The following is a 25546-nucleotide window of genomic DNA, read 5'->3' as shown; positions in this document are numbered from 1 at the left end:
CATGGTGCCCGATTACCCGATGCCCGGTACGGTCTTAAGCCCCTGGCGTCGCTAGGCTTCTCAGGTGTTCTCTATCGATCTTGGCGACGGCGCCGAGCTGCGCCCCCTCGAACCATGGCAGGCCGCGGAGTTCCTCGCGCACATGGACCGGGCCCGCGCCACCGTCGACCCATGGATTCCATGGGCCAGCGTGAGCACGGACGTGGCGACTGCCACCAAAACCCTTCAGCGGTACGCCGACAAAGCCGCCGCCGACACCGGGCGCCTCTTCGGCATCTGGCTCGACGGCACGCTGGTCGGCGGCACGATGTTCGTCGCGTTCGACGCCGCCGCCGGCAACTGCGAGGTGGGCTGCTGGCTGGAGCCGTCCGCCACCGGTCGCGGCCTGATCACCAAGGCGGTCCGGGTGCTGCTCGACTGGGCGTTCCGGACCCGCGGCATGCACCGGGCCGAATGGCTCTGCGACCCGAACAACACGGCCAGCTCCAACGTCGCCCGCCGGCTCGGCATGACCCGCGAGGGCCAGAAGCGGGAGTCGTACCCGTGGCAGGGCACCCGCCGGGACACTGAGATCTGGGCAATGCTGGCAGCGGAATGGAAGTAACGACCGGATGTTCGCCGAACCGTCGCTGACCCACCGGCGCGAGGGCGGGTACGACGTACCGTTGCTGCTCTGGCGTTTTCCCGAGCCCCTGCTGGCGGTCTCCAGCGCGGTCCTGGGCGGCGGCATCGGCCCGCGCGAGTGGCTGATCAACGCCAGCGTGGCGATGTCCTACGCCCGCCCCGACCCGGACACCCACCTGGCCGAACTCGCGTCCGGGCTCGGTCTGACCGGCCCCGGCATCGGCCTGCTGACCGGCGTGGACGTGGCCGACGTGGTCACCGAGACCGATGACGAGGTGCGGGTCTACGCGACCGTCGGCCTGGGCGCCCCGATCCGCGCGGCCGACCCGGACGCGATCGGTTTCGGTCACCACCCCGGCACGGTGAACATCGTCATCGAGGTGCCGCAGCGGTTCTCGGACGGCGCTCTGATCAATGCGGTGGCCACCGCCACCGAGGCGAAAGCGCAGGCCCTGGCCGAACTGGGCCTGAGCGCGACCGGCACGGCCACCGACGCCGTCTGCATCCTCTGCCCCCTCGCCGGCCCGCCTGCTGCTTACGGCGGCCCGCGTTCCCGGTGGGGCGCGCCGCTGGCCCGCGCCGTGCACCGGGCCGTCCTGAAGGGCGGCGCCACCAACCTGGCCACCGGCCGCTCCTGGTCCGACCGCGCAGCCCACTGAAGCGCGGGTGGCGGGTCAGGGATGGTAGGTGAGTTCGCCGGCCTCGATCGGGGTGGGGACCCGGTTCGACGGTGGGGCCAGCGGGCAGGACCACTGCGGGTCGTAGGCGCAGCTCGGGTTGTAGAGGTAGTTGAAGTCGAGGCGTACCCGGTCCCCGGCGAGGCGGTGGAGGCCCCGGCCGTGCGTGCCCTTCACTGTGTCAGTGAGGTAGCGGCCGCCCCCGTAAGTTGTCTCGCCGCAGGTGGCGTCTCGGACGGGCAGGAACAGGCCGCCGCCGTAGGCGGCGATCCACCAGAGTGACAGCTCGCCGTAGGGCGTCTCCAGGATGCCGGCCCGCGTGTAGTGGATCACCCCGTCCGGGCCGCCGGTGTCGACGTCGAGCGAGCCCGGTGAGGGGCGCAGGCGCACCTCGACCACCGCGGCGTCGTTCGGCGGGAAATAGCGCAGGCCGGGGAAGTCGGGCCGCGCCTCGGCCGGGATCGGGGACTGCGGGTGGCTCGCGAACAGCGAGTCGCGGCGTTTGCGGAACGATGCGAGGTCGGTGTCCTCGAGATATATCCGGGCCACGGCCGCGCGGAAGTCGGCCAGCTCAAGTGCCTCCGTCACGGTCGAAGTATGCCGGTGTCCGTGAAGATCCGCTGGGCTGCGCCCTCTTTGACGAACGCGACGAAGGGTTCGCCGGCCGGGGCGAGCGGGGCGACGCTCAGCCGGCCTCCGCCGAAGACCGCGGCCTTTTCGCTGAGGCCCGCGGTGGCCATCGCGGAGACGTCATCGGTGGCGAAGACCTCGGCAGGTTCGCCGCCGGCTATCTGCCGGGCCAGGTCGATTCCCGCACCGTACGCCAGGACGACCTCGATGCTCGGATGCTGTGCCTCGAACATCGTCTCGACCTGGTCGAAGGCGGGACGCAGTGACTCGTCGGCGAGCACCCGGACCTCCGTGAGGCCGCCGGTCGGGTCGGCGCCCGCCGGCGGGTCGTTGCCCGGGCCGTCGCGAGCGCCCGCGCAGCCGGCCGGCGCCAGGGCGAATGCCAGGGCGGCTGCCAGCGCGACTCCGGCCGGTCTCATCGTCCTACTGTGCCCGCCTTGACCCGGTCACCTCCACCCGCCCGTGACAAAGTGGCACAAAGCGTTCCGCGTGGGGGCCGTTGCGCGCGTCACACGTACCCCGTCATGCTGGTGGGCGTGCCGGAACGCATCGCCGAAGTCACCGCACTGCTCGCCGAGGTGCTGGCGCCGCGTGCCCCGCTCACCGTGATCGTCGACGGCGGCGATCCCGGCGCTGCGGCGGCGTTCGCCGCCCGGCTCGCCGCGGCGTTCCCGTCCAGCGCACGCGCGTGGAACGTGGATGCCGTCCTCGGCCTGACCGGCCCGGGCGGCAGCGTCATCGACTCGGCGCTCAATGTGCTCGAGCCGGCCACCGACCGGATCCTGGTCTTTCTGCGCGGCGGTCCGCGGCACCGGTTCGCCGAGGGGGACGGCGAGCGCCGCGCCCAGGTGGTGATCGACCATCGCGACCCGGAGTGGCCGGTGATCCGCCAGATCCATCCCGACCTGGCCGACCCCGACCGGTGGTATCTGTCGGAGAGCCGCGCGTTCTTCGCCGCCCGGGCCGCCGACTGGGACAGCAAGTTCGGCGACGACATGCCGCGCTACATCGAGGCGGTCCGGCTCGCCGGCATCGGCCCCGGTGACATCGCCCTCGACGTCGGCTGCGGCACCGGCCGGGCACTGCCCGCGCTGGCCGGCGCGGTCGGGCCCACCGGGCGGGTGCTGGGCCTCGACTTCACCCCGGACATGCTGCTCGCCGCCCGCAAGGCCGGGCGGGACGACTGCGCGAGCCTGGTCCTGGCCGACGCCCGCCGCCTTCCGGTCGGCGACGCCACCGCCGACGCGATCTTCGCGGCCGGCCTGGTGCACCACCTGCCGGATCCGGTCGCCGGCCTCACCGAGCTCGCCCGGGTGACCCGGTCCGGTGGCACGCTGGCGATCTTCCATCCGACCGGCCGCGCGCAGCTGGCCGCCCGGCACGGCCGCACGCTGCGGCCGGGCGAGGCGCTCAGCGAGGAACGGCTCGGCCCGCTGCTCGCCGACTCCGGCTGGAAGTTGCGCAGCTACGAGGACGTCCCGGACCGGTTCCTGGCCCTGGCAACCCGGCAGGGCTGAGCCGGCCGGGCGCCGGCTCGAAAGGACCGGCCCGGCTGAGTGAGCCGCGGCACGGCTCGAAAGGCCAACCGGGGCTCAGCCGCGGCGCTGCCACCAGCGGCGTTTCCCGGCCTGCGACGGCGGGGGCGGCGCGTCGTCCGTGTCCTCGCCGGTGTCGTCCACCTGCGCCGCGCGCTCCAGGACGGCGGTCGCGAGGCCGCGGTCGTCGGCGGTGCAGCCCGGCGTGATCAGCATCAGGTGGGCCAGGGACTCCTCGATGGTGACCAGCCGCGGCGCGGAGGCGGCGGCGTTCAGCCGGGCCCGGACCAGGTCGTGCACCTCGGTACGCAGTTCCCGCTCCCGATAAGCGGCGGTGACCAGCGCGAACAGTGCGGCGTCGGCGGTCCAGTCCTCGATGCCGAGGGCCAGGTCGATGAGCACTTCCCGGCGGGTGGAATTCGCCCACGGCTCGTGGCTCGCGTGGTGCAGCAGGCCGAGGCAGACCCACGGCTGCAGGAGCCGGAACCAGTAGGTCGGTGTCGACTGGTTCAGGTACTCCCAGCGGGGCGTGTCCGGCGGGCCGGGCAGGTGCGCGAGCAGGCCGAGCAGGTCGTTCAGCGGCAGCTCGCCGAGGGGCGCGGCCTGCACGTACCCGGAGAGCGGCGACGCCCACGGCTCACCACCGACCTCGTGCAGCACCCGCGCCGCGGCAGCGGACGGCGCCGCCACCGCCGGAACCGGGTCGGTGCCGTCGTAGCGCCAGACCGCGTACCGGCCGCGGCGCAGCGGAACCCGGATGTCCGGGGCCGGGAAGTCGCCGATGCCGAGTTCGACCTCGCCCATCACCCGGTTCGCGGCGGTGATCGCGCTGGCCGGCTCGGCGGCCGAGAGGGCCAGCCGGATCAGGCCCATGTCCTCGCCCTGCGCCCGGCGGCTGCCGACCTCGTCGGCGACGTTGCAGATCGCCTCGCCGGGCATCGGCACCCAATTGAGCCAGGTCCGCTTCGACCCGGCCATCGCGAACACCACGTCGGTCATCGCGCACGGGTGCGGATCGTCCTCGATCGCGACCAGATCCGCCACGTCCCCACCGGCCCGGAACCGGATCGCGCGCAGGGCGGCATCGCGGTGCTGGAACGACGGATCGTCGGCCAGTCGCCGCAGTTCGGCATCGGCATCACCGGGGATCATGGCGCGGAAGCCTAGCGGTTCGGACTTCGATCGTCGTCGAGGGCGTCCAATTCGGCGGTGAGCAGGTTGGTGACGAAGGCGTGGCGTCCGTCGGCGGCCGGAATGCCCCGGCTCGGACCCTCGGCCAGCATCAGGACATAGAGGTGAATGCGGTACAGGGTGAGGCGGGTCCGGGCGGCCCGGTCCAGCGTGCCGGGGCGGTATCCGGCCAGGAAGGGGTGGTCGTCCTCGTCCTCGATCCGGCGGAACAGGGCGGGCGAGACCAGGTCCAGCAGCGGGTCGCCGTACAGGTAGCGCTCGCCGTCGACCAGGCCGCTCAGGGCGCCGTCCGGGCCGACCAGCACGTTGCCGTCCCAGAGGTCGAAGTGCAGCAGCGCGGGGCGGGTCACCGTGGCGAGCAGGTCGCGGTGCCGGTCGACCACGCCGTCCAGCGGGGGCAGCGGGACCTGCCAGCGTGCGGCGTCGGCTCGCAGCGAGTCGATCATCGCGGCGAAGGCGGTGGGCCAGTCGGCTCCGGCCGGGCGGTCGCCGGTGTAGCCGAAGTGCGTACCGGTGATGGTGTGGACTTTGGCGATGGCCGCGCCGAGCTGCCGGCGCGCGGTGGAGGAGTCGCCCTCGGTGAGGGCGCGGCCGGGCAGGTGGCTGGTGATCAGCCAGTTCGGCCCGGTGGCCAGGACCTCCGGAACCGGTACGCCCGGAGCATGCGAACGGACCAGCTGGAAGTACTCCGCCTCGGCCGGGAGCAGGCTTTTCTCGTACTCCAACAATGGAGCCGACTCCGGTGGGCCCACCTTGACCACCACCCGGCGGCCATCGCGCAGCGTGGCCTGCCAGACCGTGGCGAACCCGCCGCCGGTGAGTTCGGAACCGTCTGTGACGTCGGCGCCGAGACCGTCGCGGACCAGCGCGGCGAGATCAGCGAGCTCAAGTGTGAGTTGAGTGGGGCTACGCACAGCAGACATTGAACGCTCGGCGTGCAAGGCTGCAAGCCATGGGTTTGGTGAAGGTCGTCGGTCTCGTGCTGCATCCGCGCCGGGACTGCGGTTCGGCGGTCGACGCCATCGTGAGCTGGGCAGCCGAGCGGGGCGCCACGGTGCTCGGCCTGCCCGACGAGATCGACCGGATCGCCAGCGACGCGGTCCCGGTGACATCGGAGGAGCTGGTCGAGCGGTCCGGGCTGCTGGTCAGCCTCGGCGGCGACGGCACCATGCTGCGCACGATGCGGCTGGTCGAGGGCCGCAAGACGCCGGTGCTCGGGGTCAACGTGGGCCGGCTCGGGTTCCTCGCCGAGGTGGATCTGCCGGATCTCGGGGAGTCGCTCTCCGCGATCGACGACCACCGGTACACGGTCGAGTCGCGTACCGCGGTGCGGACCACGCTGCCGGACGGCCGTGCGGTGACCGCGTTCAACGACATCGCGCTGGTCCGCGTGCCGGGGGAGGGCCTCGCCGCGGTCGGCATCCGGGTCGAGGGCAGCAGCTTCGTCAACTACGCCGCGGACGCGGTGATCGTCTCCACGCCGACCGGGTCGACGGCGTACAGCTTCTCGGCGGGCGGCCCGATCGTCTCGCCGAACGTGCAGGGCCTGATCGTCAGCGCCGCGGCCGCCCACTCGTCGTTCAACCGGTCCCTGGTGCTGGACACCTCCGAGCACCTGGCCCTGGAGGTGCTGCCGACCAGCGGCCGGCTGGCGATCGAGGTGGACGGCATCATCGAGGGCTACGCCGAGCCGGGCGCCTGCCTGCAGATCGAGCCGCTGCCCGGCGCGGCCCAGGTGATCCGGTTCGGGCGGACCTCGTTCTACGAGCGGGCCCGCCGCAAGCTGCGGGTCGAGGGCAGCGCCCAGGTCGGTACGGGCAGCGCCGCCGACGCCGTCGTGGTGGACAGCTTCGAGCAGCAGCGTTACGAGATCCTGCTCGGCGGCGAGGTCGCCGGGGTGCTGCACTACCGGCGTCACGGCGACCGGATCGAGCTGCTGCACACCGAGGTCGACCAGGCCTTCGCCGGCCGCGGGCTGGCCGGGCGGCTGGCCGCCGCGGCCCTGTCCGACGCCCGCTCGCGAGCCACCCCGGTGGTCGCCACCTGCCCCTTCGTCGCCGGATACCTCGAACGCCATCCCGAATACGAGAGCTGAGGACTACGACCCATGGGCCAAGCCGCGATCCTCACGGTCGACGACGACCCGTCCGTCTCCCGCGCCATCGCGCGTGACCTGCGACGCCACTACGGCGACCGGTACCGGATCATTCGGGCTTCCTCGGCCGCCGAGGCGCTCGAAGCGCTGCGCGAGCTGAAGCTGCGCGGCGGGCGGGTCGCGGTGATCCTCGCCGACTACCGGATGCCGCAGATGAACGGCATCGAGTTCCTGGAGCAGGCGATGGACCTGTTCCCGCACGCGCGGCGGGCGCTGCTCACCGCGTACGCGGACACCGACGCAGCCATCCAGGCGATCAACGTGGTGGACGTCGACCACTACCTGCTCAAGCCGTGGGACCCGCCGGAGGAGAAGCTCTACCCGGTGCTGGACGCGCTGCTCGACGCCTGGCAGGCGACCGGTGACAAGGAGCTGCCGGACATCCGGGTGGTCGGGCACCGGTGGAGTGAGCCGTCGTTCCAGATCCGCGACTTCCTGGCCCGCAACCTGGTGCCGTACAAGTATTTCGGCGCCGACGAGGAGGAGGGCCGCCGCCTGCTGGAGGCGGCCGGCGCCGGGCCGGAGGCGGTTCCGCTGGTGGTCACCGCGGACGGGCGGGCGCTGCCGCAGCCGAGCGTGCAGGAGGTCGCCGAGGCGGCCGGGCTCTCCACCAACCCGGGCCGCGACTTCTACGACCTGATCATCGTGGGCGGCGGGCCGGCCGGTCTGGGCGCCGCTGTCTACGGCGGCTCGGAAGGGTTGAAGACCCTGCTCATCGAGCGGCAGGCGGTCGGCGGGCAGGCCGGGCAGAGCTCCCGGATCGAGAACTATCTGGGCTTCCCGGACGGGATCTCCGGCGCGCAGCTCACCGACCGGGCCCGGCGGCAGGCCGACAAGTTCGCGGCCGAGACCCTCAACACCCGCGAGGTGGTCGGGCTGCGCACGGACGGGTCCGCTCGTACGCTGACCTTCGCCGACGGCGGGGAGATCTCCGCGCACGCCATCCTGCTGGCCACCGGCGTCTCCTACCGCCCGCTGCTCGCCGAGGGCGTCGCCGACCTGACCGGCTCGGGCGTCTTCTACGGTTCGGCCGCGACCGAGGGGCCGGCCTGCGAGGGCAGCGACGTCTACATCGTCGGCGGGGCCAACTCGGCCGGGCAGGCGGCGCTCTTCTTCTCCCGGTACGCCCGGAGGGTGACCCTGCTGGTCCGCGGCGACTCCCTCGAGGCGTCCATGTCGTACTACCTGATCCAGCAGCTGGCACAGGTGCCGAACATCGAGGTGCGGACCAGGTGCGAGGTGATCGGGGCGCAGGGCGACGGGCACCTGCAGGCGATCACCATCTGCGACAGCAAGGACGGGACGAAGGCCACCGTCGAGTGCGGATACCTCTTCGTCTTCATCGGCGCCGAGCCGCGGACCGACTGGCTGGGTGATGCGGTCCAGCGGGACGGGAAGGGCTTCGTGCGTACCGGATCGGATCTTCTCGTGGGTGGTGAGCGGCCGCGGGGATGGGATCGGGACCGCGATCCGTTCTATCTGGAGAGCAGTGTTCCCGGCATCTTCGCGGCCGGCGACGTCCGGGCCAACTCGATCAAGCGGGTGGCCTCGGCGGTCGGCGAGGGCGCGATGGCCGTCGCGCTGGTGCATCGTTACCTGGAGGCGCAGTAGCCCATGTCCGACACCGAAGAGATCCGGCTGGAACCGTGTGAGCCCGGCCGGCTCACCCCGGCCGAGCTGAAGACCCTGTTCCTGTTCGAGAAGCTGACCGACGAGCAGCTGATCTGGATCGCCGAGCACGGCTGCACCATGCGGGTGCCGGCCGGTGGGCTGGTGATCCGCGAGGGCGATCCGGCCGAAGCGTTCTTCGTGCTGCTCAGCGGCACGATCTCACTGATCCGCCGGGTCGGGCCGGACGACGTCACCACGACCCGCACCGAGCAGCGCGGCGTCTACATGGGCGCGACCAACGCGTACCTGAAGGACGACGGCGTCCCCCGCAAGTACATGGCCTCGATGCGGGCGCTCTCCGACAGCGAGTTCTTCATGCTGTCGGCCGCTGACTTCGGCCGGCTGATGCGCGAGTGGTTCCCGATGGCCATCCACCTGCTGGAGGGCCTGACCCTGGGGCAGCGCAGCATGCAGGCGGCGATCGGCGAACGGCAGCGGCTGGCCGCGCTCGGCGCGCTCTCCGCCGGCCTGATGCACGAGCTGAACAACCCGGCGGCCGCCGCCTCCCGGGCCACCGGCGCGCTGCGTGAGCGGGTCGCCGCGATGCGGATGAAACTCGGCAAGCTCGCCGCCGGCAAGGTCGCCCCGGATCGGCTCACCGCCCTGCTCAACCTCCAGGAGGAGGTCATCGAGCGCGCCGCGAAGGCGCCCGCGCTGACCGCCCTGCAGATCGCCGACCTGGAGGACGAGCTCGGCGAGTGGATGGACGAGCACGGCATCACCGGCGCCTGGGACGTCGCCCCGGTCTTCGCCCAGGGCAACATCGACACCGAGTGTCTCTCCCAGATCGAGGCCCGGCTGGCCTCACCGGAGCTGCTCGACCAGGCCATCCACTGGATCGGGTACGCGCTGGAGACCGAACAGCTGATGAGCGACATCGAGGACGCCACCGGGCGGGTGTCGTCGCTGGTGCTGGCCGCCAAGCGGTACTCGCATCTGGACCGGGCCGCCCACCAGTGGATCGACGTGCACCCCGGCCTGGACAGCACCCTGGTCATGCTGGCCCACAAGATCGGCCAGGACATCCGGTTGGTCAAGGACTACGACCGTACGCTGCCGCAGGTCCCGGCCCACCCGGCCGAGCTGAACCAGGTGTGGACCAACCTGATCGACAACGCGGTCCAGGCGATGGCCGGCTCCGGCACCCTGACGATCCGCACCTACCGCGAGGACGACCACGTCGTGGTGTCGGTCGGGGACACCGGGCCGGGCATGCCTCCGGAGGTGCGCAAACGGGTCTTCGAGCCGTTCTTCACCACGAAACCGGTGGGGGAGGGCACCGGGTTGGGACTCGACATCTCGTACCGGATCGTCGTCAACGGTCACGGCGGTGACATCACCGTGCAGTCCCAGCCCGGCGACACGAAGTTCCTGGTGCGGCTGCCGGTCAGCGAGCCGCCCTCGGCCTGAATGGGCGCCTAGAGCAGGCCGCGCACGTAGGCGGCCTGCCCGGCGTGCTGGGCGTCGTCGTCGATCACGCTGACCAGGCGGACGCCCAGGGTCACCGGCGGATCCCAGGCACGGTCCACTACCCGGTCCAGGTCCGCGGCGGTCAGGCCGCGCAGGAATTCCGCCGTACGCTCGTGCACGGCCCGGTAGTAGCCGGTCAGCGCCTCGACGCTCTCCGGTGCGACGGCCGCCACCTGCGACGCGTCATGCCCGTACCCGGTGTCCGACGGGTCCGGCTTCAGGCCGAAGCGGGGCGCCCAGTCGCCGGTCAGGTAGACCTGCTCGGCGTCCAGGAGCTCGGCGACGTGGCTGTCCTGCACCCGGGTGAGATGCCAGACGAGCCAGCCGATCGGATTGGCGCCCGGCGCCGGGGCCCAGCGGAGCTGATCCGGGCGGAGCCCCTGCACGGCGGTCTCCACCAACTCAGGCAGGCGACCGTGCGCCTCGCCGAGGATGTCTTTCGCGTCCATGATCAAGAACCTTCCTGCTGCTCGGGAAGTTCCTGCGCGGGCTGCTGCCCCTCCACGCCGGTCTGATTCTCCTCCGGCGCGGTCGTGGTCTCCGGCTGCGGCTCGGTGGTGGTCTGCGGCTCCCCGGCCGGTGCGGGAGATGCCGGCGGGTCGGCCGGCTCGGTGCTGGTCTCGCCTGTCTCCCCGGTCGGCTCGGTGGCCGGTGCGCTGGGCTCGCCGGAGTCGGTCTGCTCGGCGTCCTCGTCGCTGCTGTCGCTGGTGTTCGAGGTGTTGAACAGGCTCGGCGGGCTGTCGCCGCCCCGCCCGCTCAGGGCGTCCGCCGCCGACCGGCCGGCGACCAGCTCGATCGCGGTCAGCGTGCCGAGCCCGAGCACGAACAGCGCGGCCGCCACCATGCCGACCCGCTTCCAATGGATCTTCCTCGGGCTCTCCGACGAGGACGGCGGCTCGTGCGTGGCCGCCACCTCGGGCGTGCCCACCGCGGCCGGTGCGGTCACGAACGCGGACTGCAGCCTCTTCGCCCCGCGGTCGATGGACCGGTGGTAGAGCTCGGTGCCGATCGAACTGATCAGGCTCACCACGGCGGCGCCGATCAGCGTGCCGGCGATCCCGAGGAACGAGCCGGCCACCGCCGCGGAGACGGCTGCCAAGGTGCCGGCGAGGGTCTTCGGAATGTCGATGCCGGACCAGAACCGGGGTTGCGCGTGGTCAGTCATGGGCCCCCTTTCAGTCGCGCCAGTTTTTCGCCTTTACCGCACGCTCCAGCGCTAAACCCCGTCGTTCCGCCAAGGCGACCCGCAGCGGGCGGATGACCACGCCCTCCTCCTCTTCCAGCTTTCGCCGGGCGAGCTTGCGGGTCCGCAGAATCCCCAGCACACCGACCGCGGCGACGAGGAACTGCACCGACATCGCGACCCGGAAGTCCGAGATGTGATAGTCCGCACTACCGCCGGTTCGGGCATCGAGAATCAGGCCGATCAATTCGATGGTCAGCAGCGAGGCCACGAAACCGCCGACGTTCACCACGCCGGTCGCGGTGCCGAGACGGCTGGGCGGATTGAACGTACGCGCATAGTCGAACCCGATCATCGAACCCGGCCCGCCCAGCCCGAGCGCCAGCACGAGAACCACCAGCAGGGGCATCGGCGCGTGCCCCGGCCAGGCGATGACCGCAGCCCACGCGCCCATGTTGAAGGCCACGATGCCGAGCACCAGCAACGACCGGCGCAGCGGGTAACGCTGGGTCAGCAGCCCGAGCACAGGGCCGGACGCCATGCCGGTCAGCACGAACAGGATCAGCAGCGCGCTCGCAGCGCCCCGGCTCAGGCCCTCGCCGGCGATCAGGAACGGAATGCCCCACATGAGCGCGAAGACCGTACCGGTGAACTGGGTGGTGAAATGCGTCCAGAGACCGAGCCTGGTGCCCGGATGCCGCCACGCGCTGCCCAGATCGGCGCCGAGGCGCTGCCAGGAGACCGCCTGGCCGGTGTTGATCCGGGTGTGCGGGGTGTCGTGCATGGCGACGAGCGCGACGATCGCCACGAACACGCCCGCAGCGGCGGCGCCGAGGAACGCGGTGGTCCAGCCGGGCCCGGCAAGAAGAGCCGCCAACGGTACGGCCGACAGCACCTGCCCGATCTGGCCGACGATCCCGGTCAGCTGGGTCACGACCGGCACCCGCTTGCCGGGGAACCAGTGCGGCACCAGGCGCAACACGCTGATGAAGGTCATCGCGTCGCCGGCGCCGACCAGCACCCGCGCCAGGACAGCGCCGCCCACGTCGTCGGTGAACGCCATGAGGGTCTGCCCGGTCGCCATCACCAGGGCGCCGGCGAACACCAGCCGCAGCGACCCGAACCGGTCCAGCAGCAGCCCGACCGGAATCTGCAGCCCGGCGTAGACCACGAGCTGCAACACGGCGAAGCTGGCGAGCGCACTCGCCCCGACGTCGAACCGCACCTGCGCGTCCAGCCCCGCGACCCCGAGCGAGGTCCGGTGCAGAACGGCAATGACGTACGCGGCGAGGCCGGCGGACCACACGGCCCAGGCCCGGGCTCCGGGACGCAGGGGCATGGGTCGCCTTCCAGTTGCTGTGCAGGACGCACAACAACCCTTTCTCGCAGCTAGACGCCCTGCAACGTGCGCTTCCTCACCGTCGCGGACCACCAGCCTTTCCGGCAGCGCAATGACGCTCCATTACGCGAAAGATTCGGGTGCGTCCTCGTTTTCGCTCGAACGCGGGAACTTAAGAATGTCGTCGCGGATCTCCGTGGCGCGCCCGTTCGAAGTGGGCATAGTGGGGCAGCGCCGGAAACGCTTGTCTTTCCGGCTCACTCTTCCATTCCGTTTAGGTGAGGGATCTCTGTGAAGAATGTCCTGAGGCTGGCCGTCCTGACCGGCGCAGTGGCTGCAACATTCGGCTTTTTCGCGGCGCCCGCGAGCGCTGCGCCGGACGCCGGCACGGCCGTTGCCGTCAAGGCCGAACCCCGTGACGACAAGAAAGACAAGGTCAACCACACCACGACGAACAGCGTCAACCACAGCAAGAACAACAGTGTCAACCACAGCAAGAACAACAGCGTCAATCACAGCAAGACGAAGAGCCTCAATCACAACAAGACGTACAGCACCAACTACATCACGAACTACGTCACCAACCACAGCACCAGCCAGAACGACAACTTCAACACGAATTACAGCGCGAACAACAACACCAGTTTCAACCGGAATTACAACCGGTCGTACGACACGGACGGCGGCGGGTTCTCGCTTCCTCTTTTCGGGTCGTTGCTGGGGCTGTGACCGAAACGTTCGGTGACGGTCAGCAGGGTCAGCCGCTGCGAACCACCGGCTCACCGAGCCGACTACGGCGGCCCACGATCGTGCTCGCCTTCACAGGCGAGACCAGTGCGGCCACCGTGCCTGGCCCCCTCAGCGGGCGCAAGACGCCCTCCCCGGATCAGTAGACGACGGGCAGCTCATCGTCACGACGGACAACGCCCGCCCCAGACGCTGGGGCGGGCGTTCGGCCCGGTGGATCCGATCTTGACCGGGCGATGGTCGCCGCGGGCGTCGCTCGTGGCTGCAACCGTAAAGACACGGCCGAATTCTTTCCTCCGCATGATGGCCGATACGGTGTCGAGGTCCACGGCCGGGGTCACTGAGTCAGCCGAGGCGCGGTAGGCAACCGCGCCGTCAGGCGACAACGTACCGGACGTCGCAGCGAACTGTTCGGCTGTTCGCAGGCCACGATCACCCCGCTAACCACCAGATCCTGCAACCGATCCTGCGCTGAGTCACCCGACCCGATGTGGGCCAGCGTCTCGAGCGAACCCGCAGCGGGGGGTGTCCCTATGGGTTCTGTCAAGCAGCGAGGGCGAGCTTTTCTGCTGGTTTGTGCTGGTAGGGGGTCGCTGTGCGGAGCATGGCGTGGAGGACGTCGACGCGGCGGCGGGCCAGGCAGATGGGCGCGGCGTTGCGTGTCTTGCCCTCAGCGCGCTTTCGGTCGTAGTAGCTCCGGCTGGCCGGGTCCGCTAGAGCCGCGAACGCGGACAGGAAGAACGCGCGTTTGAGCTGTTTGTTGCCGCCTTTGGGCGGGTGCTCGCCGCGGATGCTGGTGCCGGAACGTCGGGTCACCGGAGCAAGCCCGGCGTAGGCGGCCAGGTGGCCGGAGGTCGGGAACGAGCTGCCGTCGCCGACTTCGAGCAGGATCCGGGCTGCGGTCCTGACTCCGACGCCAGGCATCGAGGTCAGGACCGAGGAAAGAGGGTGCGTATCAAGCATCCCCTCGACCTGCTCCGCGATCTGGTCACGCTGGTTGAGCAGGTCACGCAGACTGTCGGCCAACCTCGGCAGGATAGTCTCGGCTGCGTTGCTGCCCGCAACGACGACGGTCTGGGCGTCGAGAGCGGTGAAGATCTGCTCGACCAGGCGGGCACCCATGCGCGGAGCTCGAGGCTTGACGACCTCGGTGAGTTTGGACCGGCCGGTTTTGCGGTGCCCGGCGGGGCCGCCGCACCGCGACAACGCTTTGAGGACGGCCGGGTGCTGCGCTTTCGGGCCCAGCACCTTCTCCAGGGGCGGGTGGATCTGGGTGAGCAGGCCGCGGATGCGGTTGGCGATGCGGGTGACCTCGCCGGCGAGGTCGTCGTCGTAGCCGACCAGCACTTCCAGCTCGCGAGGGTGTCATCACCGGTGTCGACCCGGCGCAGCGTGTGTGGCAACGTGCGGGCCGCGTCGGCGATTTCGTAGGCGTCGCGAGCGTCGGTCTTGGCCGTGCCGGGGTGCAGGTCAGCGAGCCGTCGCATGACCAGGCCGGGTAGGTAGGCGACCTGGTGTCCGCAGGCCCGGGCGACCGCGACGGGCAGGGCGCCGATCGAGGCGGGCTGGTCGACCACCGCCAGGATCCGGCCGTGCCGGCCGAGCTTGTCGAACAGTTTCCGCAGCCCAGCCTCGGTATTCGGCAGCGCCGCGTCATGCAGCCGCTTACCCGCCGGGTCCAGGGCGACCGCATGGTGGTCACTCTTGCCGACGTCAAAGCCGAGGAACACGCCGTACTCGTCGTGCACGCTTTCGCCTCCCACGATGTCCATCATGGGCTCGGCCGCTGGTCTGAGCTTCGGACTGCCGGCAGCCACGTTGCGGAGAGACCTACCCGAGGGGTGGCCGGGTCTCTATCAGCGGTCCGCCGACGCCACCCGGCCCGGCGACAACACCCCCGGATCATGCGTACGACAGGAGCAGTAAGTCATACCGGACCAGCGACCGAGCAGTCCCCGGCTGGGGACGATCAAAAAGGTAACGGGGCGTGCTGGTCGACGGCTTCCTCCCCCAGTCGGGGATCGTGAGCACTGCCACGGCTTCTCCGGAAAGAAACACCTGTCAGGGCAGAACGTACAGGTCACCGCGCTGAAGATCGATCTTCAGAAACACCTCGCCAGGTTTGAATATCATTCAGGGGCTGACCGTTCTGAATACCCCTTCTTGCGAAGACCCACGGTTCGAAACGCCGTTGACCGAGGGGTGACCGAAAAAACGACGCTGCCACCTTAAATTGGGCTTAAAGTTCCACCCGCCGCCGAGCGGTCTGAGGCTTCCCAACGGGTGACGAGCCATGATTACGGAGGCGACGTGTTCGGGGCACAGCCCACCGCCATATCGTCGATGTGGGCGAAAGAGACACCAGGTGGTCACCTGCCCGCGTGGATCCCAATTCTGGGATCCGACGCTCTGGCGCGGTCAATTGGACCCTCAGCAAGTCCTATCTTCCCTGATCAGAAGGCACTTCTTGTTTTCAGCCCACTCCGTGGACAGGCCCTTAACGAAGGGCCGAGGCTAAGTGCCGTTGCAGTATTAGCCCGATCCGGTGAATTTCCGTGGTTTGCGCGGCGTAGCTGAATGGGTGACATTGGTTTTTCGATGCGAGATCCATGATGTTCCGTTCAGCTGCACACCTGTTCGCGCGTTGGGTCGTTGGTCCATACATCGCCGAGGAGTGAAGGGAATTCCACATGGATCTGCGCTACTCCTTGGCAAGCGTGGGTTGAGGATGGTGTCGGGTTCGGTGATGGCGGCGCCGGGGCCAGGTACAAATCAACTTGGCGCCCTGTGGTGCGCGGCCACGATGAAATTCCATTGTCGAACCCAGACGTCCGGAGTGTCGGACGCGCTGCGGGGCGGCCGGTTTCTCGCAGCAGCGCGGCCTGCCGTCCGGTAAGGAGATGACTTCCCATGGATATCTCTCACGGCCATGAGGGATCTCGATACCGCGCCCGGGCGAGCTCTGAGTTGATCAGCAGCGACGACATGATCTATGTCGCTGGGCATCGGGGCATGGTCGGATCGGCGGTGTGGCGACGGCTCGCGGCGCAGGGCTTCGACCGACTTATTGGTGCCACCTCGAGCGAACTCGACCTTCGTCGCGCGGAGGCGGTCGAGGAGTTCTTCGCCGCCAACAAGCCCGATGTAGTCGTGCTGGCTGCGGCCAAGGTCGGCGGCATCCTGGCAAATGCCACCTACCCGGCCGACTTCCTCTCGGACAACCTGCGGATCCAGCTCAACGTCATGGATGCCGCGCTGCGCCACGGCGTACGGCGGCTTCTGTTCCTCGGCTCGTCGTGCATCTACCCCAAGCATGCCCCGCAGCCGATCCCGGAGAGCGCTCTGCTGACCGGCCCGCTGGAGCAAACCAACGACGGGTATGCCATCGCGAAGATCGCTGGGATCATGCAGGTGCAGGCGATCCGTCGTCAGCACAACGTGCCTTGGATCTCGGCGATGCCGACGAACCTATACGGCCCCGGAGACAACTTCGACCTCAAGTTCAGCCACGTGCTCCCGGCAATGCTGCGCAAATTCCATGACGCCAAGGTCGAGGCGCGGCACAACGTCACCCTGTGGGGCAGCGGCACCCCACGGCGAGAGTTTCTCCACGTGGACGACCTGGCCGCCGCATCTGTCTTCCTACTGCAGCACTACAACGAGGCCGAGCACATCAACATCGGTTCGGGGGTCGATGTTGCCATCTCCGACCTCGCGGGCGAGGTCCGCGACGCCGTCGGCTACGACGGCCACATCGATTGGGACGTGACCATGCCCGACGGAACTCCTCGGAAGCTCCTCGACGTCAGCCGGCTCACCGGAATGGGTTGGAAGCCAGAGATATCACTCGGGGACGGCGTCGCCGCCACCTACCGCTGGTTCCTTGACCACCCGGAGGCGCGGCGTGGCTGAGCAGACCGTCGTGCGCCGCCGTTTGGCCGGCTTCACCGGTGCCGGCTACGACAAGGGCCGCAACAAGCTGTGGCAGGCCGCCTGGTTCGCCACTTCCAACCTGGTCTTTCAGAAATGGTGGCTCCCGGTGCGGTTACGCCCGGCCCTCCTGCGACTGTTCGGCGCTCAGATCGGCCGCAACGTGTTCATCCGCCACCGGGTGCGAGTGCACTGGCCGTGGAAGCTCGTCGTCGGCGATGACTGCTGGATCGGCGAGGACGCCTGGCTGCTCAACCTCGAACCCATCAACGTCGGAGACGACGTCTGCATCAGCCAGGCCGCGTTCCTGTGCACCGGCAGCCACCGCTGGGATTCCCCAACCTTCGAATACGACAACGGCCCTATCGTCATCGAGAGCGGAGCGTGGATCGCGGCACGGGCTACGGTTCTGCGGGGCGTTGCCGTCGGCGCGGGCGCGGTGGTCGGAGCACAAGCTCTGGCGCATAAAGACGTCCCCGCTGGAACGGGGTTTGTCCGTCGGGTAAAGGGCCAGTAACGACCATGCGCATTCTTCATGTAGTGACCTTAGTGGACGACCGAGGATCATACGGTGGACCCTTGACGGTGGCCATCGGTCACTGTGCCGAGCTCCGTCGTCGAGGCCATGACGTCCTTCTCAGCGCCGGATGGCAAGGAAGCGGTGCACCGCCCACGCAACTGGAGGGTGTTCCAGCGCGTTTGTGGCCAAGCAGATCCGTCCTTCCCGGATACCGACATGCCAGCCTCTATTCGGTCGATATGCATCATTGGATCCGGAAGCATGCGAAGGATTTCGACGTAGCCCATCTGCATCTCGCACGCGACTTGGTACCGCTGATTGCGGCGTCCGCTCTGAGACGAGCCGGCACGCCGTACGTCGTCCAGACCCACGGTATGATTCGGCCTGACGGACGGCTCACCGCCCGGCTGATCGACCTCGGTCTGACACTTCCCGCGCTAGACGGAGCGACGCATTTGCTCTCCCTGACGCCGGCCGAGGACGATGACCTCGTCCGTGTGACGAGAGGAAAACGAAGCCCTTTGCGGCTCCGCAACGGAATCGCGGTAAATCAACGGCACGTGCGGCGCGCACCCGACGAAACAGCCGGCCTGCTCGACATCCTATTTATGGCGCGGCTCCACCCGCGTAAGCGGGTGATGACCTTTGCCCGCGCAGCCGCAGCTCTCATCATTGAAGGCGTACCCGCACGGTTCAGCATCGTCGGGCCCGACGAGGGAGATCTTCCGCTCGTGATGGAGCTTCTGGCAGAGCACCCTGCAATTGGACGACGCCTAACCTATGAAGGTGCTCTGGACCACGAGGCGGCGATTGCTCGTTTGCGGATGGCAGACGTCTACGTCCTCCCATCAGTGCACGAACCCTATCCCATGACCGTTTTGGAAGCATTGGCCGCGGGCATCCCGGTTGTTTGCACAACGAGTTGCGGACTGTCATCATCGCTTGATCATGAAGGTGCGGCCGAGGTTGTTGATCCGGCGGAGGACGAGATTGTCCGAGCCATACGCCATCTGATCCTTGACCGTGACCGCCGTAGAGAGCTTGGCAAGAGAGCTCTTGAAACGGCTGCGTCAACATATTCTCTAAGCGTGGTGGTCGATGAACTTGAAGCAATGTACGCAGATAGTGAGGTGATCTCAGCGACCTCCGGATAGATATCGGTATTCGAAGTGCGTGAGGTGAAGTGCTGCGGCGACGACGTCGCCGATTCTTGTCAGGCTGATGGTGCTGTGCCGGTGTGTTTTCCAGCGGCCGGTCAGCATGGCAAAGCCCTGCTCGCCTTGCCAACGCAGGCCGCGTAAGAGCCGGTTCACCGTGTGGTTGGCGACGGCGAGGGGTTTGCCGTCGGCGGGTTGCCGGGTCGGGGTCTTGATGCCGTGACCTGCGCCTTCGTAGTCGGCGTCGGCGAGGGCGGGCAGGTCGAGTTCGGCGGCTGCCCAGTTGAGGGCGGCGGTGATGCCGAGTTCCCGGGCGCAGCTCAGGTCGTGAAGATGGTCCGGCATCGCCTCGGCGGTCCAGATCGGAAGTCCGTCCGGATTGATGATCGCCTGGATGTTGGCGCCGAAGTCGCGGTGCTTTCCCGAGTACCAGGCGTCGATCGTCTTGCCTTTGATGCTGGTGGTGGTTTCGGCCAAGCGATCGCTGTCGAACAACTTGCCGTCGAGGATCACGAAGGCCCAGCCGTCATCGGCGGCGCAGCGCAGGGCGTCGTGCAGATCAGGTCGTTGGGCGGCCAGTACCGTGATGCCTTCGGCGATGTAGCGGTACGCGGTCGCCCGGCAGACCCCGAAACCGGCGCCGAGCAGGGCGGTGTCCTCGACCTTGCGGAACCAGATCAGGATCATCAGCGCCTGGTAGTAGCAGGTCAGGGCCCGTGTCCGGCGGCGTGTCCCGAGCAGCCGGCGGTGATCCGTCAGGAGTCGGGCGAGGTGACGCACGAGTTCCCTGGGCACGTCGAGCATGGCAAGATAACCGATCACGTGGAGCCCTCGAAGACTTGTATCTGTCGCAAGAACATGTCTATCGATGGCTCCACGCCTACATCCCGGACCGTCCGACCTGTCCCGGTATGCCCGCGTCGATCAGGGCAGGCTCATTCCTCTCGCTGAGATCACCTCGGTGGTACCAAATAGCAGAGGCGCCACAATCGGTCAGCATTCAGGCCCCTTGCGAGATCGCGATCAGGGCTGCGGAAGGCCTGCGCTTCGCGAAGGTCCGAAGCGTAGTTCGGCTACGCCCCGCAACACCCAGAGCAGAGGTAGCAGTGCAAACGCCATCCTGAAGTAGTCGACGCCGATACCGCCCCGCATAAATACAAAGGCGTAGGGTGAACAAACAGCAAAGACCGCGATGGCTGCGGCGTTGGCACGGTTCTTCTGCAAGAATTCATAGAGCGCTCGCGCGGCTATCCCCAAGGTGCTCAGGACCAAGATCTCACCCACCCAACCCAGGTTGAGCCAGGGCTCGCCAAAGACCGAGAAGGCCACCCCAGTCCCCCTTTCGTAGCTGCTAGAAAACAGAAGTGCGTTGAGCTCCTCATCCGCGCTTCGAGGCTTAGAGGCCCACAATGTCCTCGGGACAGGTTTAGCAAGAGCGTTTACAAAGGTGGCCCCGTACGTGAAGTCATACCGTTCCGGAACAGCATCGACCTCAAAGGCGAGCGCGTCTACCATGGCGGTGTCCGGGCCGAGAAGAAAGTCGTCCAGTGATTGACGGACGTCCACCGACGTAGACCAAGCTGAGGTAAGGCCGTTTTCGTTTACTTGGGTGTCTCTGTAGACACGTGGAAGCGTAATCCCGATCACGAAAACGACAACGACTGCGGCAAGCAAAGCTGAAAGGGAGGGACGCCTGTTTCGTACGAGGTAGTAGGCCATGGCCAAGGCGAGAATCTGGGGCAAGAAATAGCTCCTACTCCCCAGCCCAAGGACCGCGATATCGCTATAAATCATAAGAATCAACGCGATCACGATCCAAAGCTTTCGTCGCGCCCGGACGCCGATTGCAAAGATCCAAACGGAGATTCCGGTCACTGCGAGAGGCGCCAGGTATAGATAACCCGAGCTACTACGAAGCGCTAGAGTCACCTCGGGAGACCGGCCCGCCCAAAGGGACATCAGGAAAGCTAACCCGCCGTGCGAAGCTACCAATGACGCGAAGCCAAGGGCACTGATAAAGAAGACAACAAAAATTCTACCTTTGAAAAAGGTTGGGCATTCTATGTGCGAAGGTGGAGGAACTCGCTGACCGAGTGTCTTTCCAAGGGGCATACCGTAACCAACGCCAAAGAATAACAACCCGAAGGACGCGACAACGACGGCTTTGCCCATAGTCGCGGGTATGGGGAGGCCAAGAAAGGATTCCCCGAACGACGATGATCGAAGCTCATAGATCGGCCGGATGACGAACAGCAGCGCGAAGCTGAGCGAAAAGATGACTGCGGGATTGAATAGATCCAGACCGCCTGACGTGACCCGGATGATCACCATGGTGAGAGTGAAGGAAAGCACAGCCAGAAGAATCGGGGCGCCCAGGGGAGTATCCGAGACTACGGCTGCGCAGAGTCCGAGCGCGCAGAGTCCGAGCAAGGACGAGAAGAAGACTACAAGGGCCAATGAAAAATCGGAAGGCCGTGATCTGAACGGATCCGAAATTGGCAGGAGTCTCGAAACCACGCGAATACCCCTACCTGACACTTGGATTTGTAAGCGGACGGCATGCGTACAGCCGATTGAGAAGAACCCATTTCATAGCCCGACTTCTTGATGCCTTTCTTTCGACTCGAGCAACGATTGCAGATGGAAGGAGCCGCCACAATTTCTCGCCGGCCAAACCTGTCGACCTCCACTCGACAATCTCAAAGCCAGAGTCCTTCAGGAGGCGCATCACAGCGCGATGGCTGAGGCGGTTGTGGTTGAGCTTCAAGAAGGGGCGAACCATAGTCCAGGCAGCGTGCGAGACGGATCGAATTGAGGGTGTACTCCCGTGGTTGTTAATAATGAGGACGGAACCCTCATCCGCCAGATTCGCTCGAATCCCTCGGAGAGCGCTCGCTCGAAGCTCTTCCTCGGCGTTGAAAAGGAAGCGAAAGGCTGTCACCAGCTGGAAGGGTGCCTCCGGAAGCAATGCGCCCGTACTAAGATCAGCTTGATGAAGAGTCGCGGTGGGGCAACTCGCCTTCGCGATATCGAGCATCGGCTGGGCTACATCTACACCGACTACCGACGGAAAGAACTCAGAGATCACCGGCAATACTCGGCCGGTTCCAGTGGCAAAGTCAAGTGCTCGGTGACGACTGGACTCCGCGCAGTGACTCCGGATTAGCTCGCGGAGTTGCTCGCGCTCGATATCCCACAAGAGATTATCGTACGTGCTGTTTGTGTATCGCTTCGCGTAGGCCGCCGCTGCGTCGTGCGACGAAAAGGCCTGGCGGTACGTTTGTTTGGTCACGGAAACGTTCTCCTAAGCGAGTCTAGGGCGGCTGCATTCCCTCTAGCTCCCAGGAACACAAGTGCCGCTACGGTGTCAGCCATGGGTAGGTCAGTGGAGTTCGAAATCTCGTCCGCAGTCGCGGTCAGCCGAGAATGAGTCAGCATATCGACATGATTTGCGACCAGATCAACTGAAACGGGACCTTCAGTAAAGGACGATTCCCAGTCGATGAGCCAATATCGGTCCTTCTGTTTGAGGATGTTGGACTTCGTCAGATCCCCATGAACCGGGGCAATGGCAATGGGTGCCTCGGTATCTTGAAGCCAGCGAACGGCGGCGCTTAGGTGGGGAACGTCGGACTCGGGCGAATCCGGTCGGGTCCAGGCCGGTGGAGAGGCGGCCGGCAGGGGGGAGCGGCGGCTGGCGGCGAAGCGTGCGGCGATTGCGGATCGGAGCTCGCCAGGGAATCTAGGCACCGACGTTGCTCCCGAAATAAGGGTGGAAGCAACCAGATAACTGCATCCCAGGTTGACGGCATATCGGAACTGAGGAACCAGAAAGTCGGCATAGCGTCCGCCGAGTAACTGGAGTGTCTCACCTTCCCGAATTAGCGCCCACTTTTGAGCGAGCGGTGCAACCTTGACGAACAGCTGTTCGCTGCTCGTATCCACAACGACGTAGGCTCTGGGCCGTTGAGGATTGGTGCTCCAATGAATGACCGGAGCGAATGCAGTTGGTTCTCGCGCAGTTACGCACTGAAGAAGGTGGGAAATGGAGACGCCAAACACTGGCCGGAGTGGTTCCGCAGTCCGCCCAATGGGGATGCGAGTAGCCGCGATCCCACTTATAAGCATGGCTAGAAACCGCCTCTTCGGCGTAAACGTGGGGAGATGCCGTAAAGACCGGAGTGCGCCGCGTTTGGCGCTGAGGAGGGCGGCATAGGGGCGTTGCCGGAATTGGAACACATCATAGGCTGAGACGCGAGGCGGGTCATTCCTTGTATCAGCCATCTTGTAACGATCTCGGTGACGTGGCGCAGTCGAGCTCGACGTGCTTGGTCCGGGAAAGCCTTGCTGCACAGATGAAGGCGGCGACGGTCGCCGCCAATTGCGACATTAGAAGGAGCGTGGCGATACGGAGATCGGTGCACGAATCACGTAACAACATGGCCACGCTCGCGAAGAAGAGAACCGTGACAATTTCGATGACCGTTGGGTACTCTGGGCGACTGAGTGATCTAAGGAAGTCTGAAAGTATGAGTCTTACAACGCTGAGGCTTGCTGCAATGAGCAGCGTCAAGAGAAGGCTCGGTGCGGGTTGGAAATCCCGTCCGTATGCAAATACAATCAATTGTTGCAGTGGGGGAGTCAGCGCCGGTGCGATACCAAGAATAACGCCGGAAGCGAGTAGGGACTGTCGGAGGCGTTGATCCGCCGGAACGGCGCCGGCGGCGAACTTTGGAAAGAGGACGGCGCTGAGCCCGGCACCTTGGACTCTGATGAGAAGTGCGGCTGAGACGGAAACAGCGTAGATGCCTGCCGAGGTTGGCGAAAGAAGGAAGACGGCAACAAAGAGATCCACTTGAAGGCCGTCTATCGGTGCGATAGTGCCCAGGTGGGCTTTTACGCCGTACGTAAAGAGCTGCCTTGAGGAGACGGGCTCGTTTTCCGTTGGTCGACGCCTGTGAAGATGGACGACACGGCTGAGCGCAACGAAGAGGGCAGCCAGACTGGCAAGAACGGAAGATCCAACTACGGATACGAGCGAGATCGTGCGATGCGTCAGTAAGAGAAAGGCGAGAGTGGAAATGTATATGACTGGTATTGAGACCGACGTAACTAGGAATCCCCATCCCGAGCGGTAAGCCTTGAGGAGGGCAAGAAGGGGCCGAGCGCAGATCGTGAGAAACGTCAGAAGCGCGACGAGAACGAGTGCCGGGATGGAAGCACTGTGCGGGTTGGCCAAGACGATCAGGGCGGTGATCCCGCTGCCCGCTAGCGCAAGTGCGAAGGTGGGGAGAAGGAGTATCGTCACCGAGTGTCTTGGTGTGAGTCTGCCCTGCGAAGCAAAGAAAACCGTCGCGCTCGAGAGGCCGAGGTCAAGGAGGACTGGCACGGCGGTAGCAGGCTGCGTGTATGCGGCTAGTATGCCGCGTCCATCGGGGCCGAGTTGACGAGACACCAGGACGCCGCCGATTACATTAAGGGTGACCACCGCGGAGTATGACGTATATGTAGGGAGCGACGGGGATCGAAGTAGCGTCCTCGCTGTGCGCGTCACGTTTGTACTCGATAAGGTCATTTTGTACCGCCCGGGAGCCCGCATGGGCTCTTTATGGAACTTGGCTGGGGCCTGGCGAGGGGAGTGGGAACTCCGTGGCGGATGCTCAGAGTATGCGCTCCTTGTAGAGCTGTACTACTCGGTTGCCATACGCCCGCCACGAGTGCTGTTTTGCAGTTGTCAGGGCGTTGTGCTGAAGTCGGGCGTATTCATGTGAATCCTTGAGCAACTCCTGCACACTATTGATGAACGCGTCGATATCCGAGTCCGGAAAGACCGCGCCTGCCGAGTTGAGGGCGACAGCGTCTGCCACTCCACAACTGTCGCTGATGATGACGGGTAGGCCGGTCGCCATCGCTTCAACGGCGACCAGACCGAAGGCGTCGGAGCGGCTTGGCAACACAAGCAGGTGCGAGTTGTGGAACTCCTCCTGCAGTGCTTCTTGCGTTAGCTGCCCGAGGATCCGCACATTGCCGGGAATCCCGTCGTGCAAGACCTCGGCATCCCGGATGGTGCCGGCTAAGCGGAACTGATATTGCGGCCCGAGGCGCTTGGCTGCACGGAGGATGAGGTCGACTCCCTTGAGGTAGGAGATCCGTCCGGCGAAGAAGATGCGCGAGGGCGTTTCGAGTCGACGTGCCTGTTCTCTGGGAACGAATCTGTCCGTGGACACTCCTAGTGGAATCGCCACCACCTTCTCGGCGGGAAACCCTCTGTCGAGGAAGTCGCTACGTGCCAATGCAGAGCTTGTTAGGATATAGTCCGCAGCGTCGAACTCCTGGCGGAGCCGATTAGCTAGGGGGTCATTTTCCCCCGCGTGTCCCGGGAAACGCGATCTATGATCGCAAATCACTGTAGATCCGTGCCGTTTTGCTTGAAGTAATTGTGCGGTGCAGATTCCGGAGTGCGCATGAAGAACGGCCGCCTTGCCTACCCTGCGCGGTATACATAACTCGACTGCGCGAGCATGAATCGTCCGGATGATGTCGTAGCTCAGTGGGAGTGTCCGGACGGTCTGAGAGGCGAACTCCATGGCGTATAGAGTGTGCCTAGGAAGCCCTAGGGACTCATCAAAGTATCTCTTCTTGAGTTGCCTTGCCCACCGATTTGGTAATCCCTCGGGAATCGTGTCGGCGAGGACCGGAGCATAATATTTCGCGAGC

General features: G+C 66.3%; 23 protein-coding genes and 1 pseudogene. 10 read left to right on the top strand and 14 right to left on the bottom strand.

The window, feature by feature from the left end; genetic code table 11:
* Window positions 1-64 precede the first annotated feature (64 nt).
* Both OHA21_RS30700 and OHA21_RS30695 read left to right on the top strand, forming a co-directional pair.
* Entirely contained in the window at window positions 65-604 is a 540-nt protein-coding gene (locus OHA21_RS30700; RefSeq protein ID WP_328460771.1) for a GNAT family N-acetyltransferase, read from the top strand.
* 7 nt (window positions 605-611) lie between these two features.
* Window positions 612-1283: an adenosylcobinamide amidohydrolase gene (locus OHA21_RS30695; protein ID WP_328460769.1), complete on the top strand. Its 672-nt coding sequence runs from the start codon at window positions 612-614 to the stop codon at window positions 1281-1283.
* 15 nt (window positions 1284-1298) lie between these two features.
* Here OHA21_RS30695 and OHA21_RS30690 read toward each other — a convergent pair whose 3' ends face one another.
* The gene (locus OHA21_RS30690; RefSeq protein ID WP_328460767.1) at window positions 1299-1889 is read right to left on the bottom strand and encodes a DUF1684 domain-containing protein; all 591 of its coding nucleotides are present in this window, start codon (window positions 1887-1889) and stop codon (window positions 1299-1301) included.
* Window positions 1886-2350: a molybdate ABC transporter substrate-binding protein gene (locus OHA21_RS30685; RefSeq protein ID WP_328460765.1), complete on the bottom strand. Its 465-nt coding sequence runs from the start codon at window positions 2348-2350 to the stop codon at window positions 1886-1888. The genes OHA21_RS30690 and OHA21_RS30685 overlap by 4 nt, the downstream gene beginning before the upstream one ends.
* Before the next feature lie 117 nt (window positions 2351-2467).
* Here OHA21_RS30685 and OHA21_RS30680 point away from each other — a divergent pair, with 117 nt between their 5' ends.
* Window positions 2468-3448, top strand: coding sequence for a class I SAM-dependent methyltransferase (locus tag OHA21_RS30680; RefSeq protein ID WP_328460763.1), 981 nt, complete (start codon window positions 2468-2470; stop codon window positions 3446-3448).
* 75 nt (window positions 3449-3523) lie between these two features.
* Here the strand turns inward: OHA21_RS30680 and OHA21_RS30675 are convergent, their stop codons facing one another.
* Window positions 3524-4618: a hypothetical protein gene (locus tag OHA21_RS30675; RefSeq protein ID WP_328460761.1), complete on the bottom strand. Its 1095-nt coding sequence runs from the start codon at window positions 4616-4618 to the stop codon at window positions 3524-3526.
* Between the two features lie 11 nt (window positions 4619-4629).
* On the bottom strand, window positions 4630-5571 hold the full coding sequence (locus OHA21_RS30670; RefSeq protein WP_442874915.1) for a phosphotransferase: 942 nt from the start codon (window positions 5569-5571) through the stop codon (window positions 4630-4632).
* A gap of 38 nt (window positions 5572-5609) precedes the next feature.
* Here OHA21_RS30670 and OHA21_RS30665 point away from each other — a divergent pair, with 38 nt between their 5' ends.
* Genes OHA21_RS30665 through OHA21_RS30655 form a run of 3 tightly spaced genes read left to right on the top strand, consistent with a single transcriptional unit; the run spans window position 5610 to window position 9893 of the window.
* Window positions 5610-6752, top strand: coding sequence for an NAD(+)/NADH kinase (locus OHA21_RS30665; RefSeq protein WP_328460757.1), 1143 nt, complete (start codon window positions 5610-5612; stop codon window positions 6750-6752).
* 12 nt (window positions 6753-6764) lie between these two features.
* Window positions 6765-8423, top strand: coding sequence for an FAD-dependent oxidoreductase (locus OHA21_RS30660; RefSeq protein WP_328460755.1), 1659 nt, complete (start codon window positions 6765-6767; stop codon window positions 8421-8423).
* 3 nt (window positions 8424-8426) lie between these two features.
* Window positions 8427-9893, top strand: coding sequence for an ATP-binding protein (locus OHA21_RS30655; RefSeq protein WP_328460753.1), 1467 nt, complete (start codon window positions 8427-8429; stop codon window positions 9891-9893).
* An 8-nt stretch (window positions 9894-9901) separates the two neighbouring features.
* Here OHA21_RS30655 and OHA21_RS30650 read toward each other — a convergent pair whose 3' ends face one another.
* The 3 genes from OHA21_RS30650 to OHA21_RS30640 are packed head-to-tail and all read right to left on the bottom strand — an operon-like array spanning window position 9902 to window position 12475.
* Window positions 9902-10402 carry a mycothiol transferase gene (locus tag OHA21_RS30650; RefSeq protein WP_328460751.1) on the bottom strand — a complete coding sequence of 167 codons (501 nt, stop codon included), beginning with the start codon at window positions 10400-10402 and terminating at the stop codon, window positions 9902-9904.
* A 2-nt stretch (window positions 10403-10404) separates the two neighbouring features.
* Complete coding sequence (locus OHA21_RS30645) at window positions 10405-11118, bottom strand: hypothetical protein (protein WP_328460749.1); 714 nt, start codon at window positions 11116-11118, stop codon at window positions 10405-10407.
* A gap of 10 nt (window positions 11119-11128) precedes the next feature.
* A complete protein-coding gene (locus OHA21_RS30640) occupies window positions 11129-12475 on the bottom strand; it encodes an MFS transporter (protein ID WP_328460747.1) in 1347 nt (448 codons plus the stop codon).
* 291 nt (window positions 12476-12766) lie between these two features.
* Here OHA21_RS30640 and OHA21_RS30635 point away from each other — a divergent pair, with 291 nt between their 5' ends.
* Complete coding sequence (locus OHA21_RS30635; protein ID WP_328460745.1) at window positions 12767-13204, top strand: hypothetical protein; 438 nt, start codon at window positions 12767-12769, stop codon at window positions 13202-13204.
* Window positions 13205-13765: 561 nt separating this feature from the next.
* On the opposite strand, the pseudogene OHA21_RS30630 reads toward OHA21_RS30635, so the two are convergent.
* Window positions 13766-14994: pseudogene (locus tag OHA21_RS30630) on the bottom strand (IS110 family transposase).
* A 1138-nt stretch (window positions 14995-16132) separates the two neighbouring features.
* Here OHA21_RS30630 and OHA21_RS30625 point away from each other — a divergent pair.
* From OHA21_RS30625 to OHA21_RS30615, 3 genes are all read left to right on the top strand, one after another.
* Entirely contained in the window at window positions 16133-17134 is a 1002-nt protein-coding gene (locus OHA21_RS30625; RefSeq protein WP_328460742.1) for a GDP-L-fucose synthase family protein, read from the top strand.
* Window positions 17127-17669, top strand: a complete 543-nt coding sequence (locus OHA21_RS30620; RefSeq protein ID WP_328460740.1) for a DapH/DapD/GlmU-related protein — start codon at window positions 17127-17129, stop codon at window positions 17667-17669. Before OHA21_RS30625 ends, OHA21_RS30620 begins: the two co-directional genes overlap by 8 nt.
* A gap of 62 nt (window positions 17670-17731) precedes the next feature.
* Window positions 17732-18826 carry a glycosyltransferase gene (locus OHA21_RS30615; RefSeq protein WP_328460738.1) on the top strand — a complete coding sequence of 365 codons (1095 nt, stop codon included), beginning with the start codon at window positions 17732-17734 and terminating at the stop codon, window positions 18824-18826.
* On the opposite strand, the gene OHA21_RS30610 is transcribed toward OHA21_RS30615, so the two are convergent.
* From OHA21_RS30610 to OHA21_RS30590, 6 genes are all read right to left on the bottom strand, one after another.
* Window positions 18809-19651, bottom strand: a complete 843-nt coding sequence (locus OHA21_RS30610) for a transposase family protein (RefSeq protein ID WP_328460736.1) — start codon at window positions 19649-19651, stop codon at window positions 18809-18811. The genes OHA21_RS30615 and OHA21_RS30610 overlap by 18 nt on opposite strands.
* Before the next feature lie 201 nt (window positions 19652-19852).
* Window positions 19853-21160, bottom strand: coding sequence for an O-antigen polymerase (locus OHA21_RS30605; protein ID WP_328460734.1), 1308 nt, complete (start codon window positions 21158-21160; stop codon window positions 19853-19855).
* A 196-nt stretch (window positions 21161-21356) separates the two neighbouring features.
* Window positions 21357-22121, bottom strand: a complete 765-nt coding sequence (locus OHA21_RS52825; RefSeq protein ID WP_442874914.1) for a class I SAM-dependent DNA methyltransferase — start codon at window positions 22119-22121, stop codon at window positions 21357-21359.
* Window positions 22118-22774 (bottom strand): phosphotransferase family protein, encoded by a 657-nt coding sequence (locus OHA21_RS30600; protein ID WP_328460732.1) that lies wholly within the window; start codon window positions 22772-22774, stop codon window positions 22118-22120. The genes OHA21_RS52825 and OHA21_RS30600 overlap by 4 nt, the downstream gene beginning before the upstream one ends.
* A 331-nt stretch (window positions 22775-23105) precedes the next feature.
* The gene (locus tag OHA21_RS30595) at window positions 23106-24404 is read right to left on the bottom strand and encodes a lipopolysaccharide biosynthesis protein (RefSeq protein WP_328478623.1); all 1299 of its coding nucleotides are present in this window, start codon (window positions 24402-24404) and stop codon (window positions 23106-23108) included.
* A gap of 85 nt (window positions 24405-24489) precedes the next feature.
* Window positions 24490-25122 (bottom strand): glycosyltransferase family 4 protein, encoded by a 633-nt coding sequence (locus OHA21_RS30590; RefSeq protein ID WP_328460730.1) that lies wholly within the window; start codon window positions 25120-25122, stop codon window positions 24490-24492.
* Between the last annotated feature and the right edge of the window lie 424 nt (window positions 25123-25546).

Origin of the sequence: Actinoplanes sp. NBC_00393, from assembly GCF_036053395.1 — a bacterium.
Taxonomy (GTDB): Bacteria; Actinomycetota; Actinomycetes; order Mycobacteriales; family Micromonosporaceae; genus Actinoplanes.
Note: the sequence above shows the minus strand (reverse complement) of the source record. Positions and strands in the feature narration are given on the sequence as shown.